The organism is Pandoraea thiooxydans (genome assembly GCF_001931675.1).
GTDB lineage: Bacteria > Pseudomonadota > Gammaproteobacteria > Burkholderiales > Burkholderiaceae > Pandoraea > Pandoraea thiooxydans.
Genome location: NZ_CP014839.1, coordinates 2196158 through 2211966, shown reverse-complemented (window position 1 = coordinate 2211966; position 15809 = coordinate 2196158). Strand labels below are relative to the sequence as shown.

The window sequence follows — 15809 nt, the reverse complement described above, 5'->3', positions numbered from 1 at the left end:
GATCCGGTTGCCGCCGACCTGCGCGGCGGGCAGACTGTCCCGCCTCAACGCGGGTTGCGCATCAGCCGCGCCTTTTCGCGCTCCCAGTCCCGCTTCTTCTCTGTCTCGCGCTTGTCGTGCAGCTTCTTGCCCTTGGCCAGGCCGATTTCGCATTTGACCAGGCCCTTGTTGTAGTGGAAGTTGAGGGGCACCAGCGTGTAGCCGCGTTGCTCGACCTTGCCGATCAACCGTTTGATTTCTTCCGAGTGCAGCAGCAGCTTGCGGGTGCGGGTCGGATCGGGGTGGATGTGGGTCGAGGCGGTCGGCAGCGGACTGATGTGCGCGCCGATCAGGTACAACTCGCCATCGCGAATCACCACGTAGCCCTCCTTGATCTGACTGCGCCCGGCGCGAATCGACTTGACCTCCCATCCCTCGAGCGCCAATCCGGCTTCATAGCGCTCCTCGATGAAATAGTCGAAGAAGGCCTTTTTATTGTCGATTATGGTCATTGGGGAAGACTTTACGTAAAGCGGCGCTAGGCTCGGGTAAAATTACAATTTTAACAAACAGTCTCGGCGGTGTGGCTTGGCGAAGGCGCGCGGGCTACTATCAAACCACGACCGCAAACCCAATGGCAGAAGTTATCAAAACCGTGCTGATCCAGCACTCGGCGCAACAGATGTTCGATCTGGTAACCAATGTCGCCGATTATCCGAACTTCCTTCCATGGTGCGGCGGGGTCGAAATTCGCCATCAAGACGAAACTTCGATGGAAGCTTCGATCCGAATTGCATTCAAGGGGCTGCATCAGCAGTTCACGACGCGCAATCGTCATGATCGACCTACCGCCATCGACATGGAGTTCGTCGACGGGCCGTTCAAGAAATTCTCCGGCGCGTGGCGCTTCACGCCGTTGCGCGAAAACGCCTGCAAGATCGAGTTTCGCCTGCACTACGAGTTTTCCAGCCTGCTGCTGGAAAAGGTGATTGGCCCCGTATTTAGCCACATCGCCAATACGTTTGTCGATTCTTTTGTCAAGCGGGCGGAGACTGTCTATGCCCAATGACGTGCTACAGATCCAGGTCTGTTACGCTCAGCCCGATACGCAGACGCTGCTCGCGCTGAGCGTGTCGCGGGGGGCCACCATCGAGCAGGCGATTCGCCGCAGCGGGGTGCTGGAGCGTCATCCCGAGATCAACCTGGCGCAGCACAGGGTGGGCATCTTCGGACAGCTCAAGCCGCTCGATACGCCGCTGCAGACGGGCGACCGTATCGAAATCTACCGGCCTCTGAAGGTCGACCCGAAAGAAGCCCGGCAACGCCGGGTGGCCAAAAAGCGTGCCGAAGGCTCACGCGAGGGCAACAAGTGGCAGGGGCGTCGCTGAGGCAGGCGTGCATTCACGCGTCGCGCGTGGGGGCATGCAGCCGCACCGACCAACTGACGCCTGCCAGCAACGAGACGATCGCAACCAGTTCCAGCATGCGAGGCCAGCGCGCATCGAAGAGAAAGCCGTAGCAAAGGGCAAAAAATGTTTCGAACACGATCATCTGGCCCGAAAGCGTCAACGGCAGCCGCCGGCTCGCCGCATGCCAAAATGCATTGCCGATAGTCGATGCGCCGACGGCCACGGCCATGCACACCAGCCAGAAAAGCCGCCAGTCGCCGCCGCTGGCTGGATGCAACCCCATCAATGGCGGCAAAAAGGCGGGTACGGCCAGCAACAGCGCCTGCAATCCCGTCACCACCCCCGTCAACACCGACCACTCGTGGCTGCTGAAATGCCCGTTGCGTGCCAGATAGCGCGCGTTGCCCACCGCGTACAGGGTCCAGCAGGTCAGGGCGCCAACCGCGCACACGATGCCGAGCAACTTGATCCCCCAGCCATGGGTGCTTGAACCCGCATGCATGAAGACGTCGAGGTTCACGCTCAAGATGCCCAGCCCCACCAGCAACAAAGGCCAGACCAGCTTGCGCAACGGCACGGCACCATGATCCCGACTGCCGATCAGGGTTACCGTCACCGGCAGGACCCCGACGATCAGCGAGGCGGGGGCAATCCCCGCCCATTGCACCGCACCGGCGACAAACAGGTAATAGATGGTATTGCCCGCCAGGCTGAGCCAGAACAGCGCGATCCAGTCCGCCCGGGTCACCTTGTGACGCAGGCGCGGCCAAAGGGGCACCAGCAGGCACAGTGAAATCGCGCCATACAGTAAATAACGCGCGGCGCTCAGCTCGAGCGCGGAAAAAGCCGACAGCAACTGTGGCGCGAGAAAAATGAAGCCCCACAGCGCGCCCGCCGCCAGCCCATAAGCGATGCCTTGCCACATGATGATGTCGAAATAGCCTTTGCGAGCCGTCTGCCCGGGAGCGAAAGAGGCGCCAGAATAGCATGGCCCCAGGGCGTCTTCTTGCGGTGTCCGGCGATCTTTTGCGCTAACCTGCAAGGCGTGCCGGTTGGCGACGGGATGCGAAAATGCGCACGGCGGGCCATGCCGAAAAAGGGCGATTTCTGTATAATTCGCTTTTGCGCCTATAGGATTTGCCATGCGTCTGATCCAACAAGCACTCACCTTCGATGACGTGCTCCTCGTCCCGGCGTATTCCGCCGTTCTCCCGCGCGACACCAGCCTTAGAACCAAGCTCACGCGCAACATCACATTGAATATGCCGTTGCTGTCGGCCGCCATGGACACGGTGACCGAAGCCCGCCTGGCGATTGCTCTGGCGCAAGAGGGCGGTATCGGCATCATTCACAAGAATCTCAAGCCGGCCGAGCAGGCGCGCGAAGTCTCGCGCGTCAAGCGATTCGAGTCGGGCGTGCTGCGTGACCCGATCACCATCCCGCCGCACATGAAAGTGCGCGACGTTATCGCGCTGTCCCGCCAGCACGGCATTTCCGGGTTTCCGGTGGTCGAAGGCGCCCAGTTGATCGGCATCGTCACCAACCGTGACCTGCGCTTCGAAAGCCGGCTCGACGAGCCGGTGCGCGTGATCATGACGCCCAAGGAAAAGCTCGTCACCATCAAGGAAGGCCGGCCGCTGGCCGAGGCCGAGCAGCTGATGCACCACCACCGGCTCGAGCGCGTGCTGGTCATCAACGACGCTTTCGAGTTGCGCGGCCTGGTGACGGTCAAAGACATCATGAAAGCGACCGAACACCCCGACGCCAGCAAGGACGAGCACGGCAAGCTGCGCGTGGGCGCCGCCGTCGGGGTAGGGCCTGAAAACGAGGAGCGCGTCGAACTGCTGGTCGCCGCCGGGGTTGACGTCATCGTCGTCGATACCGCGCATGGCCACAGCCAGGGCGTGCTCGATCGAGTGCAGTGGGTCAAGAAGCATTTCCCGCAAATCGAAGTGATCGGCGGCAACATTGCCACCGCGGACGCCGCGCTCGCACTGGTCGATCATGGGGCCGACGCGGTCAAGGTCGGCATTGGCCCCGGCTCGATCTGCACGACCCGGATCGTGGCCGGCGTCGGTGTTCCTCAGATCACTGCCATCGCCAATGTCGCCGAAGCGCTCAAGGAAACCGGCGTGCCGCTGGTGGCTGACGGCGGCATCCGTTATTCGGGCGACGTGGCCAAGGCGCTCGCGGCTGGCGCCCATACCGTGATGATGGGCAGCATGTTCTCCGGTACCGAAGAAGCGCCTGGCGAAGTCTTCCTGTACCAGGGCCGCTCCTACAAGAGCTATCGAGGCATGGGCTCGGTCGGCGCGATGAAGGACGGCGCCGCCGATCGCTATTTCCAGGACCCGGCCAACAACGCCGACAAGCTGGTGCCCGAGGGCATCGAAGGGCGCGTCGCCTACAAGGGCAGCGTGCTGGCGATCATCCATCAGCTCAATGGCGGTGTGCGCTCCTCCATGGGTTATTGCGGCTGCGCGACTATCGACGACCTGCACCGCGACGCGCAATTCGTCCAGATCACCGCTGCCGGAATGCGCGAATCGCACGTGCACGATGTGCAGATCATGAAGGAAGCGCCCAACTATCACGTGGAGTAACGCCTCATGAAAGCAGTGCTGCGTACCGTCCTGTTTCTCGATGCGGTGTTGAATCTCGCGCTTGGCCTGCTGTTCCTCGCTTCGCCGTGGCAGCAGCTTTACGTGTCGCTGCAGATTCCACAGGCCGATCCCGCGCTGTACGGCCAGCTGCTGGGCGTGCTGCTCGTCGGCGTGGCATGGCTGCAGTGGCATGCCACGATCAACGGCCAGCTGACCATTGCGGTGGCCCGTGTCTCGGGCCATGTCAACTGGATCAGCGGCGCACTGATCCTTGCCTGGGTGCTCGCGCTGGGCCTGCATCCCAAGGGTGCCGGCATGGTCTTCCTGCCGGCGCTCGCGGTCGTGCTGATCGTTTTCGCATTGTTCCTGATCAAGCTCTCGCACAACGTGCACACGCGGGAAAAAGCACAAAACGTCAAAAGCGACAAATCCGCGGGATCTGCCGGCGCGCTCGGCAACCAGCGCACCGAGCCGTATGCCGGCACAATGCCGCCGGCGGCAGCCCCGGGCATGTCGACTACCGAATCCAAACCCTCCGTCTCCCAAGATGCACGACAAAATCCTTATTCTTGACTTCGGCTCGCAAGTCACGCAACTGATCGCCCGGCGAGTTCGCGAGGCGCACGTCTACTGCGAAATTCATCCGAACGACGTCTCCGACGAGTTCATCCGTGACTTCTCGCCCAAAGCCGTCATTCTCTCCGGCAGTCACGCCAGCACCTACGAAGCCCAGGATTTGCGCGCGCCGCAGGCGGTTTGGGATCTCGGCGTGCCGGTGCTCGGCATCTGCTACGGCATGTTCGCCATGACCGTGCAGCTCGGCGGGCAGGTCGAGGCCAGCAGCCACCGCGAGTTCGGTTATGCCGAAGTCCGGGCGCACGGACATACGGCGTTGTTCGACGGCATCGAAGACTTCCGCACGGCCGAAGGCCATGGCATGCTCAAGGTGTGGATGAGCCACGGCGATAAAGTCACCCAATTGCCCGCGGGCTTCAAACTGATGGCCTCGACGCCCAGTTGCCCGATCGCGGGTATCGCCGACGAAGCCCGCAAGTATTACGCCGTGCAGTTCCACCCGGAGGTCACGCACACCATCAAGGGCCGGCAGATTCTGGAGCGCTTCGTGCTCGACATCGCCGGGGCCAAGCCGGACTGGATCATGCGCGACCATATCGAAGAAGCGGTGCGAACCATTCGCGAGCAGGTCGGCGACGAGGAGGTCATTCTCGGGCTGTCCGGCGGCGTCGATTCCAGCGTCGCCGCGGCGCTGATCCACCGTGCGATTGGCGACCAACTCACGTGCGTGTTTGTCGACCACGGCCTGCTGCGCCTGAACGAAGGCAAGATGGTCATGGAAATGTTCGCCGGGCGCCTGCACGCCAAGGTGATCCACGTCGATGCCTCGGAGCAGTTCCTGGGGCACCTGGCCGGCGTCACCGATCCGGAACAGAAGCGCAAGATCATCGGTCGCGAATTCGTCGAAATTTTCCAGGCCGAAGCGAAAAAACTCAGCAAGGCCAAATGGCTCGCGCAGGGCACCATCTACCCCGACGTCATCGAATCGGGCGGCGCCAAGACCAAAAAGGCCACCACCATCAAGAGCCACCACAACGTTGGCGGCCTGCCGGAAACGCTCGGGCTGAAACTGCTCGAGCCGCTGCGCGACCTGTTCAAGGACGAAGTGCGCGAACTCGGCGTCGCGCTCGGCCTGCCGCCCGACATGGTCTATCGGCATCCGTTCCCCGGCCCGGGCCTGGGCGTGCGCATTCTCGGCGAAGTCAAGCGCGAATACGCCGACCTGCTGCGCCGCGCCGACGCGATTTTCATCGAGGAATTGCGCGGCACGATCGAGGAAAACAGCCAGAAAAGCTGGTATGACCTCACCAGCCAGGCATTCGCGGTATTCCTGCCGGTCAAGAGCGTCGGCGTCATGGGCGACGGCCGCACCTACGAATACGTCGTCGCGCTGCGCGCCGTGCAAACCCAGGACTTCATGACCGCGCACTGGGCCCATCTGCCGCATGAGCTGCTCGGCAAAGTGTCGAACCGCATCATCAACGAAGTGCGCGGCATCAATCGTGTCGTGTACGACATCTCGGGCAAGCCGCCGGCGACGATCGAGTGGGAGTGATTTTAAGCTCTTCGAGAACCGTCGACAGCAATCGAAATATCGCCGCAACGTATTGAGATATCAAAAGAATACGTTGCGGCGGCTATCGGTGACTATCGCCAGCCAGCAAAACAAGTTGGCGGTAGATCTGACGGTAAAAATCGAAGTTGGATTAAGACATTCTCGTTCACTATCCAGACTTTTACCGTCTTTGACGGTAAAAGTCTTCTCGGGAAAGCTTGTTTTTCGCGGCTTTTCCAGCATCAGCAGGCCTCCAGGTCCCTGACGGTGAAAGCCGTCGAAAAACCGGAGGAAAACCTCGATGCTGACCGACGCTGCACTGCGAAATCTGAAGCCTAAGTCAAAGATTTATAAGGCTTCTGACCGAGACGGGATGTATGTGACGGTATCGCCCAGCGGTACCGTCACCTTCCGCTACGACTACCGGCTCCACGGCCGTCGCGAGACGCTGACCATGGACGCCACGGCCCGGGTGGTATCTCGCTGGCGATGGCGCGTGAACTACTCCTGGAGGCGCGCAAATCCGTTCAGGCAGGCATATCCCCAGCGCTTGAAAAGCAGCGCGAGAAGCGGCGGGTGGTCGCCATCAAGACGTTCGGCGAGGCGATGGAAGCATGGCTGGCCAATGCACGGTTGGCCGACGGCACCCGCGCAATGCGCAAGCACATCATCGACCGGGACATCCTGCCGGTCTTCCGCAATCGCCTGCTGACCGAGATCCAGGCCGAGGACCTGCGAGCCTTGTGCAATAAGGTCAAGGAGCGTGGGGCGCCGGCCACGGCCGTCCAGATTCGCGACATCGTGAAGTAGGTCTATGTCTACGCCATCGCCCATGGCGAGAAGGTAGAGAACCCTGCGGAAAGCGTGAGAGCCTCCTCGATAGCCACCTTCGTGCCCAAGGACCGCGCCTTGTCGCCGCTGGAAATCCGGCTGGTGATCTTGTCAGCGGCTCATGCGGCCATGAAAAACAGTGCTGCGGTCATCAAAGCCGACCCGAGCCGCACCAAGTTGGAGCGATGGAACCGACGAATTTGTACGCGCGTGTCGGCGGGTGTTGGGCACGGCGTCCAGGCCCGCACTGCCTTATAGATTGGCAGATTGAAGATCGCGGTCCAAAGAAAGAAACCGATGAAAAAGACCGCGCCACCACAATAGGCGTATCCAGCCTGCGCTTCTTTCGGCTTGGCTGCCAGCGCCATAGCGAATGGGGCGATGACCGGCACGATCGACATGGTCGACAAGAAGCGGTCAGTCGCAGCCCACCGCAAAAAGCCTTTAAATCCCGCCGCCGCTTCGGCGTCGGCCTGGCCGCGCCAGAGTTTGCGCATAACGGTCGAGAGCGCCGTCATCAACCCGGCCAACATTAAGGCGCTCGCGAGCGCCAGAAAATCACACAATTCATAGGCGTCCAGCAATCTCATGGCTCAGCTCTCCAAAATCTTCAGTCAAGGCCGGAAACTCCAATATGCGCAATCCCATCCTCGCCTCCTTCGCGGCCAAGCTCGTTCCTTATTGCGGGCTAGGCCGTGGTCTTCTTCGCGCAATTCGGGCCTGGCCGCAGATCGAGCTCACCGATGGTCGGGCGGGCAATCTGTTCAGGGCCATCGTAATACGGCTCAGTGTGCTGGAAGCACGGGAAGAGTTACCTTAGATGAAAGGCGCACCGGACGATTGCGTTGAACTTGGTATTTTTCATGGCATGTGCGTTTTTAAAAATAACTCATTGATTAAAAACGAAAAATTCATTTTATCTATTATGGGCTGGGAGTGATTTTAAGCTCTTCAAGAACCGTCGACAGCAATCGAAATATCGCCGCAACGTATTGAGATATCAAAAGAATACGTTGCGGCGGCTATCGGTTGCCATCGCCGGCCAGCAAGGCAAGTACTGCCGGACGATGACTTTGCATTTGCCGCAATGGCAGGTCGCCGAGTCTCGCGCTTGCGGCGCCCGGCTCCGAATGCAGCGTCGAACTCTCAGCGCAATCAGAATTGCGCCGCCAGCCGAAAACCGAACGTCATGCGCGCCGTCGGGAAATGGGGTGGCTTATAAACCGGTCTGCCGGCGAACAAATCGTAGCTGTAGGTCCCAAAGCGTGACGCAACGCCGCCCTTGACGCCGACCGCCATGCCGGCAAGTTGTGTGCCGACGAGTGCGACTGGCTTCGGCCCCCAGACGCGTCCGTAGTCGACTCCGATGTATGCCGCGTGCGCGGTCGCTTTGATCGGCATCTGTAACTCGTTTCGCCAGTAGAAGCCACGCGCTCCCGCAAGCATCGTCTCCCCATCGAAACCGCGCACCGTGTAGCGGCTGGCGATGGTCAGGTTGTCGATGTAGGGCAGCATGTCGGCTGTGTGCTGGCCGTGCAGCGTCGTCACATATCGCAAAGGCTGCCCGGCGATGGACAATGGTGCCGAAAGATTTGCGTCGAGTATGGCCATCCTGTAGCGGGAGGTTGGGCCGCCAACGGTCGCAAGATTGTCGTCGTGCGCGCCGAATCCGCCGATGCCTTGCCGGTATGCGAGCGAACCGTCGAACTGCGCATTGCCGAGATAGTGGCGATCGGTCAGGCCGACCTCGATGAATGCGGTGTTGCGGCGCTGCTGCGGAATCTCCGTACCTTCGATGAAGCTCTGGCCGAACCGGCGCGACAACCGGAACTGAGCGCCAAGCACGTTGTTTTGGCCGCGCCACAACACGCGATGCAACTTGAGTTCAAAAGTCTTCGAATTGCCGCTGGCGATGAAGGTCTGGTTCACGCCGGCGATCTGCTGGTAATACATGTTTGTGTACGCAGACAACGTGGCGGTCCAATAGCCCCATGGAATTGCGTAGAAGCCGTTCCAGCCATGCGAGCGCAGACGCTCGCCGAACTCCAGATCGTGGCTCACGCCGACGTTGAACACGCCGTTCAGACCAAACGGATTGTCGATGCCGAGCGACAGGTTACCCTGCCGCCTGCCGGTCGCGCGCGCGCCGGCGTCATCGACCGATGCGACGAGGGTCCAAGGTTTAGTGCGCCTCACGTTAAGCACGACGTCGCTTTGCCCCGGTGCGTCGGCCGGTACGATCTGCATCGACACGTCCTGGCTCGACATGCGTTTCATCTGCTCGAGGCCTTGTTCAAGGTCGCGAACGTTCAACAGGTCGCCGTCGCGCATCGGGAAGGCGGTTTTCCAGGTGCCGCGCAGCGCCTCATCGGCGAAGCGCACGTGACGAATCGTGCCGGGGATCAACGCAAGCGCGAGGGCGCCGGCGGACAAATCTTGCTCGGGCAGCAGCACGCGCGTCGTGACGTACCCGCGCGCCAGAATTACCTGCGATAGTCCTTTCACCAGGACGTCGATGCCCTGTTTGCCGACGCACTGGCCGGCGTAGTGACCGAGCCAATCGCGCGCGAACGCGAAGCGATCCAGCGGCAACGCCGACGCGCCTTGCGTTCGCGTGGCCGCCGGCAGCGCAGCAGGCACGTCGAGCATGAAACGATGGATACGGAAACAGGGCGCTTCGGCCGGTAGCGTTGGATACCCGGCGCCTGGCGTGGTGCTCGAACGCACACCAGGTGCCGCGATCGCTCGTTTGCGCTCGCGCTCTTCTTCCCGCTGCAGGGTTTGCTGGTCATTGCCGGGCATACCCAGGCGCGGCGTTTCTTGGGCCGACACGGCCACGGGAATGAGCCATGCGGCCGAAAGCAGGGCGGCCGGAGCGCGTTTTTTCATGGATGTGGTGGTGTTGGTTCGACCTTGCGGGTTGGGGCAAACGTGTCGCGAAATCGAAGCCCAACGTACCTTGGCTGACTGAAAATCGAATTCCGGCGACTTGTTTATTTTCCAAGTCGCACGTTTTCGGTCATACAGGATTTGTCCGGGTTACTTGTTATTTTTTACTCTTATCGGAAATGAAGTCGATGCATGAAGCATCCGAGATTGTGTGTTCGCGATATTCTGCGATGCCGGTGAGGCTGACCCCAAATCAGGGCCGTTCTGAAGTGGAAATTTCCGGCTCTTCGGGTTGGGCCGATTCGGCCCGAGACCTGCGCTGACGGGCGAATTGAGAGGGCGTCTTCCATCGCAATGCAGCGATCGGACCAGCCACTGTGAGCATCGCCGCACCTACTGCTGCCGCCAGCGTGAGCTTGCTGTACTTGGTTTGATACGCCTTGTCCCGATTCGCCGCACTCTCGATGGACGATGCGTCTGGCGCATTCAAGCCAACGCTATCCGGGTAATACTTCGCGTACATCCCCGTATTGGCCTTCTGCTCCGGCGTTGCATAGAACATATATCCAGGCCCGCTATCGCCGTCTGCCGGCAGCATTCCGTGGGCCTCCCGCAGGAATATGGCCGCTCGTTGATTCCGCCGCCCGGACGAACCACTCTGCACTTGCAGATTTGCCCGCGTTGTCAATTCGGCTCGCGCTTGTTCAAGTGTTAATCCATATGCTTTCGCATACACGATTACATTCTTGTCGATCCATTTCTTCTCCTCGGGATGCAACTGCCCATTGAAGCGATCGACGAGATGTGCGGCGATCATGACGGCATTGGCCACCTCCACGCCGAACTCGGTCGCGGCGAGGAAGATCCGGTTGCCGTACATCCCGCCCAACTGGCTCACGTCGATCGCCATGCCCGGGGCCGCACCGTCGCCGTCCTGCGGCACATCGAACTGGCGGTAAGTCTTGATCGATACGCCGCAGCTGTCGGGCCGGTTGATGTCGACTGGCGCGAGCCCGTTCGGCGTTTGGGTTACCGCCGACGCGTGCGAGCCCGCGCCGACGATCTGCGCGGCCACGCGCAGCGGCAGCGCGCCGGCCACGGCCGCCAGCACGAGCGCCGCGCGCTTGCCGCTGGCGGCCTTGCCCCAGATCGTCGCCGTCTCGGCAACCGTCACCACCATCCCTCGCAGCCTGGAATAAACCACGCAATAAGTATTCCGATTCATTCTCGTCGACGCGGCCCCCGCCCGTGCGTTGGTGATGCGTCGTGAGCTTACAGAGCGCCTGGAAGGCCACTCAGGGAAATTTGATAAGCCGTTGACTGGAAACAACAAATTGCGCGTTTCGGGTTCGTCTGATTGACGCTTGATCGCACCCTGTACGTTCCTTGTCGAAGCACTGTCAGGCAGGGTTGAGAAGAGGATGACGCAGCGGGTCTTCGACGGAAAAGTGCCAAGTGAGGAGCGACGTTCTCCGCTGCTCACCGAAGGCCATAGCCGGATGCCGACGGCTCGCCGCAGTGGGCCAGAATGGCGCGTCGCGCCGCGTCGCGCAGGCGCAGCGCGGCGGCGAAATCGTCACCGTCGGGCATGACCGGCGCCAACTGGGTCAGCACGGCCCGCCCTCGGTGGGGGACCCAGTCGCCGTCGGGCAGTATCGAGCGCACGCCGGCCAGCGCAATCGGCACGATTGGGCGCTGCGTGGCACAGGCGACCCGAAATGCGCCGAGCCGGAAGGTGCGCAGCCCCGCGGCGCGGCCGAACGTGCCTTCCGGGAAAAAGAACGGCGTGTCGCCATGGCGCGCTTGGGTGCTCAGCAGCGCCTGCGCCTGGAGGCTGCCCTGATAGTCGTCCCGCTCGACAAAACGGGTGCCGATGGCGCGCAGGAACGGGCCGGCGATCCTTTGCTCGGCCAGCTCACGTTTTGCCACAAAATTGACGGGCTGCGGCAGCGCCGCGAGCAGTATCAGGCCGTCGAGATAACTCGCATGGTTGGCGACCATGATTGGCGGTTTGGCCGGGTTCGTTGGCGCGCTGAAGTCGGTCTGCAGACGTATCCCGATCATGCGCAGAAACACGCGGCAGGCACGCCCGGCGAGCCGCCAATTGCGGTGTGTATCGGATCTCGAGACCACCGCACACCATACCGGCAACCCGAGCATGATCAGAATCGCCCAGCAGTAAATGCCATACAGCGCATGCACGAGCGCCTGCCAGCCACGGCGCAGCGCCGGACCGAGGCTGGCGCGCGCCAGGCTTGCCAGTTGCCACCAGCGCGGGCGCACCTTCAACTGGTCGCCGCCGCGGCGAAACAGCTCGAAGGTTGCCGCATGACGTATCTTGCCGCTGGAGGTTTTCAACACGCTGTGCGGGGGAATCAGCGATACCTGTTCGGCTGGCGTCTCGAATAGCTTCAGCGTGGCATCGTTGATCTGCGCGACGATCTGTGCGCGCCTGGATGGATCGGTTTCCGCCGTTTCCGCCAAAATCACCATGCGTTCCGTGCCGCCGGCGGGATCGGTGTCGCCGCATACGGCAACCCCATGCGGCAGCACGCCGGGCACGCGTGCGACGGCTTCCTCGAGTTCATAGGGAAAGAAGTGGCGTCCGCCGCGGATGATCAGGTCCTTCACGCGTCCTGTGATGAACAGCTCGCCTTCGGCCAGATAGCCGAGATCGCCGGTATCGAGCCATCCCTGCCGGATCAGGCGAGCCGTTTGTGCAGGGTTGCGGTAGTAGCCGGAGGTGGCTGACGTGCCGCGAAATTCGATGCGTCCGATATGGCGCTCGGGCAGCACGAGCCCGCGCTCGTCGACCACGCGCAACTCGCTGCCGGGCAGTGGGTGCCCGCAGCCGACGATTTCGACGGCGGGTTGATCACGCTGCGCCGGCAGCGCCTGCTGCGCGAGCGCCAGCGCCTGCCGTTGGATGCGATCGATGCGCAACCCGCGCCTGGGCAGCGGAAAGGTCAGGCACACCGAGTTTTCGGCCAGACCGTAGACGGCCGTCAGCGCGCGTTCGTCGAATCCACACGGCTTGAAGCGTGCGGCGAAGGCGCGCATGGTGTCGGGGCTGACCGGTTCGGCGCCGCAAACCGCGAAGCGCAGCGAAGACAAATCGAGACCGCGCAACTCGTCGTCCTTGAGGCGTCGAGCGCAGCGCTCGTAAGCGAAGTTGGGTGCGGTGGTCATGGTGCCGCGGTATTGATCGATCAGCCGCAGCCAACTGGCTGGGCGGGCAAGAAAGGTCATCGGGGAGGTCACCACGAGCGGCAAGCCGTAATACATCGGGGCAAACCAGGCGCCGATCAATCCCATGTCGTGGTACAGCGGCAACCAGCTCACCAGGACGTCGGTCACGGCGATATCGACGCGCTGCCCCATGCCGCGAATATTGGCCAGCAGATTGGCGTGTGTCAGCACGACTCCCTTGGGGTCCCCGGTGCTGCCCGAGGTGTATTGCAGAAATGCGGTGTCTTCCGCGCGTGGCCTGACGAGCACGCCGCCTGCCTCGGTGGCGATGGCCGAAGGTGTCAATACCTGTCGAATCGTCGGTACGTTAAGGCGCAACAGGCGCGCCACGCCAACTACTTCCGGCGAGGCAATCAGCGCCTTGACGCCGGCGTTGGCGAGCAAGGCGGTGTGCCGCCGCACGTGCTCTTCGAGCTGCGATGGCCGCGTCGGCGGGTAGATCGGCACGGCCACGGCACCGCACAGCATGATGCCCATGAACGAAATGAAATACTCGAAGCAGGTGGGCAGCATCAGCGCCACCGTGTCGCCCGGACCGATGCCATACCGGTGCAAGCCGAATGCGATGCGCATCGCATGCCGATGGAGTGCTTCGTAAGTGTATGCGGTGGCCGTAACACCGTCTTCGACCAGAACGATGTGCGTGCGCGTGGGATGGCGCTCGGCATGCCAGAGCAGCACGTCGACCAGCGTGCGGGCATCCCTGGGGGCGTCTATTTCGTCGGCGGGAACTAGCCGGGGGTGATCGCCGCTGGTTGCTGGTTCGGCGTGCGTCGCGCTGGTTGCGATGACGCGCAGCACATCCGCCGGCGTCATGGCGGCGGCGAATGCATCGATTGGCAGGTGTACCTGGCAGGTCTGCTCGACGCGATTCATCAACTCGGCCCGCGACAGGCTATCGAGGCCGAGGTCTCGCTCGAAGTGGGTGTCCAGCGTCACGGAACCCGGCGCCAGCGGGCTGCCCTGCAATTCACCGGCAAGCGCTTCGACCGTGGCCAGCAGCTGGGTCTCGGTGTTGCCCGGGTTCATGGCGTTGCCATTGGCTCCTCGCGCCTGTGCCACTGGTGCGAGGGCTCGAGCGGCTCCACGGCGCTGGTTTCGTCGAGATGAAAAATGGCATCGAACTGGTCGGCCAGCGACGCTTCGAAATAATGACTTTGGCGCTCGCTTTGCGGCAGATAAATCACGCCAATCGCGCGCTCCAGCATGGGCTCGCGCAATCGTTCGGCCGGCTCGGCGGCCAGCGGGAGAAAGAAGCGATCGAGATGCGTGGCGTGAAACAGGTATTCATAGCTGTCGTGCCGCGCCGGCCGTACCCATTTGTGTTCGGTCTGGCCGTCCCACTCGGACGCCGCGGTCACGTGGCCGGTATAGGTACTGAAGCCGACCAGCAGGGCATTCGCGCCTACCGCTTCCCGCATGAGTTGCCCGAGGTTCCATTCGCCCTGCCGATGCGCGTCCGTGGCTCGGGCATCACCCAGGTGAGAATTGTGCGCCCACACGACGATGCGCCCATGCCCGCCGCGCTGCTGGCGATAGCGCGCCAGCGCCGTCAAGGTGCGGCACATGTGGGCATCGCGCAAATTCCAGGTGTTGACCCGCCGGCCGAACATCGACCGATAGTAGTTTTCCGCGTGCACCACGACTTCGGCATTACGTTCTGCGAAGAAGTGTGCATCGAAGGCGGCAAGGTCGTGGTGCGGCAAAGCCGTGAGCGTCGCGTCGCGCAATTGCATCAGTTGCGCAACGACTTCCTTGCTGGCGTCGGGGCGCGCGCCGAACGCCGCCGCGTAGCCATACGCTTGCGGTTCACGCACGTGATCGAGGGCGGCATAGCGCTGGCGGGCGATGGCGGCCTGTTCGGGATCGACCTGTTCCAGGTAGCGGATCACCGCATCGGCAGAGCGGTACATGCTGTACAGATCGAGCCCGTAGACGCCGACGCGCTGCGCGGGCGCTTTGTCTGTGTTGTGTGCGCGCAGCCAAGTGATGAATTCGAGCATTTCGCGGTTGCGCCACATCCACGTCGGGAAGCGCTCGAAGTCGGCCAGCGCGGTGCTGGCGTCTTCGTCGCTGTCGCCTTGCACGAAGCGATTGACACGCCACGTGTCGGGCCAGTCTCCCTCGATGGCGAGCGCATCGAAACCGCCTTCGACGATCAGGCGGCGAGTGATGGCCGCGCGCATCCGGTAAAAATCCTGAGTGCCATGCGTGGCCTCGCCCAGAAGCACGAACTGGCGATTGCCGGCCATATCCAGCAATTCATCGTAGTCTTCATCGCGATCGTCGAGCCGGCGCGCGAAATCGCGCACGGCGAGAAAAGGCGTGGCGGGAGCGGACATGGCGAATCTCCAGAGTGAGTGGCTCGGCGGGAGAGCCGCTCGTTTCCGGTTCAGGCTATGCCGCCTGCATGGGACGATGATTGATTTCGGACAAGGGTTCGCAGGATTTCGATGACGCCGGTTCGCTGGCGTGCTATTCACGCATGGATGCCCTTGGCGATCGAGCCTGCGCGCTGGTGATCTACGTCAACCGCCGGCGGGATCGAATCGTCCATTCTAGAATCAATATAAATATGGCGCGGTTCCTGGCGAGTCGGCATCTTGCTTGCTTGGCCACAGGATCGAATCGCGCCGAGGCTGTTTTTTCTTTGAGCAATGAAAATTTCGACTAACCACTTTGTAAAACTTGCCGTACTCGGGGCGCTGATGTTGGCGC

12 protein-coding genes and 1 pseudogene are annotated in these 15809 nt (G+C 62.0%); 6 read left to right on the top strand and 7 right to left on the bottom strand.

Annotation, left to right across the window (positions count from 1 at the left end):
- Positions 1-44: 44 nt before the first annotated feature.
- On the bottom strand, positions 45-491 hold the full coding sequence (gene smpB / locus PATSB16_RS10150) for an SsrA-binding protein SmpB (RefSeq protein WP_047214020.1): 447 nt from the start codon (positions 489-491) through the stop codon (positions 45-47).
- Positions 492-613: 122 nt separating this feature from the next.
- Here smpB and PATSB16_RS10145 point away from each other — a divergent pair, with 122 nt between their 5' ends.
- Together PATSB16_RS10145 and PATSB16_RS10140 are read left to right on the top strand one after the other, a co-directional pair.
- Positions 614-1048 (top strand): type II toxin-antitoxin system RatA family toxin, encoded by a 435-nt coding sequence (locus tag PATSB16_RS10145; RefSeq protein WP_047214019.1) that lies wholly within the window; start codon positions 614-616, stop codon positions 1046-1048.
- Positions 1038-1367 carry an RnfH family protein gene (locus PATSB16_RS10140; RefSeq protein WP_418303888.1) on the top strand — a complete coding sequence of 110 codons (330 nt, stop codon included), beginning with the start codon at positions 1038-1040 and terminating at the stop codon, positions 1365-1367. The genes PATSB16_RS10145 and PATSB16_RS10140 overlap by 11 nt, the downstream gene beginning before the upstream one ends.
- A 13-nt stretch (positions 1368-1380) precedes the next feature.
- Here PATSB16_RS10140 and PATSB16_RS10135 read toward each other — a convergent pair whose 3' ends face one another.
- Positions 1381-2313 carry a DMT family transporter gene (locus tag PATSB16_RS10135; protein ID WP_047216462.1) on the bottom strand — a complete coding sequence of 311 codons (933 nt, stop codon included), beginning with the start codon at positions 2311-2313 and terminating at the stop codon, positions 1381-1383.
- A 217-nt stretch (positions 2314-2530) separates the two neighbouring features.
- Between PATSB16_RS10135 and guaB the strand changes: the two genes are divergently transcribed.
- From guaB to PATSB16_RS10115, 4 genes and pseudogenes are all read left to right on the top strand, one after another.
- On the top strand, positions 2531-3991 hold the full coding sequence (guaB, locus tag PATSB16_RS10130) for an IMP dehydrogenase (protein ID WP_047214018.1): 1461 nt from the start codon (positions 2531-2533) through the stop codon (positions 3989-3991).
- 6 nt (positions 3992-3997) lie between these two features.
- Entirely contained in the window at positions 3998-4564 is a 567-nt protein-coding gene (locus PATSB16_RS10125; protein WP_047214017.1) for a hypothetical protein, read from the top strand.
- Entirely contained in the window at positions 4539-6122 is a 1584-nt protein-coding gene (gene guaA / locus PATSB16_RS10120; RefSeq protein WP_047214016.1) for a glutamine-hydrolyzing GMP synthase, read from the top strand. The genes PATSB16_RS10125 and guaA overlap by 26 nt, the downstream gene beginning before the upstream one ends.
- A 301-nt stretch (positions 6123-6423) precedes the next feature.
- Positions 6424-7061, top strand: a pseudogene (locus PATSB16_RS10115) (tyrosine-type recombinase/integrase); the annotation flags it as partial.
- A gap of 11 nt (positions 7062-7072) precedes the next feature.
- Here PATSB16_RS10115 and PATSB16_RS10110 read toward each other — a convergent pair.
- The 5 genes from PATSB16_RS10110 to PATSB16_RS10085 all read right to left on the bottom strand — a co-directional run bounded on the left by PATSB16_RS10110 (position 7073) and on the right by PATSB16_RS10085 (position 15433).
- Positions 7073-7543 carry an anthrone oxygenase family protein gene (locus PATSB16_RS10110; RefSeq protein ID WP_072628634.1) on the bottom strand — a complete coding sequence of 157 codons (471 nt, stop codon included), beginning with the start codon at positions 7541-7543 and terminating at the stop codon, positions 7073-7075.
- Positions 7544-8108: 565 nt separating this feature from the next.
- Positions 8109-9842, bottom strand: a complete 1734-nt coding sequence (locus PATSB16_RS10100) for a ShlB/FhaC/HecB family hemolysin secretion/activation protein (protein ID WP_047214013.1) — start codon at positions 9840-9842, stop codon at positions 8109-8111.
- Positions 9843-10095: 253 nt separating this feature from the next.
- On the bottom strand, positions 10096-11325 hold the full coding sequence (locus PATSB16_RS21120) for an ESPR-type extended signal peptide-containing protein (protein ID WP_237170335.1): 1230 nt from the start codon (positions 11323-11325) through the stop codon (positions 10096-10098).
- Positions 11322-14120 carry an AMP-binding protein gene (locus PATSB16_RS10090; RefSeq protein ID WP_047214011.1) on the bottom strand — a complete coding sequence of 933 codons (2799 nt, stop codon included), beginning with the start codon at positions 14118-14120 and terminating at the stop codon, positions 11322-11324. Before PATSB16_RS10090 ends, PATSB16_RS21120 begins: the two co-directional genes overlap by 4 nt.
- The gene (locus PATSB16_RS10085) at positions 14117-15433 is read right to left on the bottom strand and encodes an erythromycin esterase family protein (RefSeq protein WP_047214010.1); all 1317 of its coding nucleotides are present in this window, start codon (positions 15431-15433) and stop codon (positions 14117-14119) included. Before PATSB16_RS10085 ends, PATSB16_RS10090 begins: the two co-directional genes overlap by 4 nt.
- Positions 15434-15809: the final 376 nt, after the last annotated feature.

Bases quoted from the DNA above. Each gene is read 5' to 3' on its own strand.
- smpB (WP_047214020.1), bottom strand. From the start codon at position 491: ATGACCATAATCGACAATAAAAAGGCCTTCTTCGACTATTTCATCGAG.
- PATSB16_RS10145 (WP_047214019.1), top strand. From the start codon at position 614: ATGGCAGAAGTTATCAAAACCGTGCTGATCCAGCACTCGGCGCAACAG.
- PATSB16_RS10140 (WP_418303888.1), top strand. From the start codon at position 1,038: ATGCCCAATGACGTGCTACAGATCCAGGTCTGTTACGCTCAGCCCGAT.
- PATSB16_RS10135 (WP_047216462.1), bottom strand. From the start codon at position 2,313: ATGTGGCAAGGCATCGCTTATGGGCTGGCGGCGGGCGCGCTGTGGGGC.
- guaB (WP_047214018.1), top strand. From the start codon at position 2,531: ATGCGTCTGATCCAACAAGCACTCACCTTCGATGACGTGCTCCTCGTC.
- PATSB16_RS10125 (WP_047214017.1), top strand. From the start codon at position 3,998: ATGAAAGCAGTGCTGCGTACCGTCCTGTTTCTCGATGCGGTGTTGAAT.
- guaA (WP_047214016.1), top strand. From the start codon at position 4,539: ATGCACGACAAAATCCTTATTCTTGACTTCGGCTCGCAAGTCACGCAA.
- PATSB16_RS10110 (WP_072628634.1), bottom strand. From the start codon at position 7,543: ATGAGATTGCTGGACGCCTATGAATTGTGTGATTTTCTGGCGCTCGCG.
- PATSB16_RS10100 (WP_047214013.1), bottom strand. From the start codon at position 9,842: ATGAAAAAACGCGCTCCGGCCGCCCTGCTTTCGGCCGCATGGCTCATT.
- PATSB16_RS10090 (WP_047214011.1), bottom strand. From the start codon at position 14,120: ATGAACCCGGGCAACACCGAGACCCAGCTGCTGGCCACGGTCGAAGCG.
- PATSB16_RS10085 (WP_047214010.1), bottom strand. From the start codon at position 15,433: ATGTCCGCTCCCGCCACGCCTTTTCTCGCCGTGCGCGATTTCGCGCGC.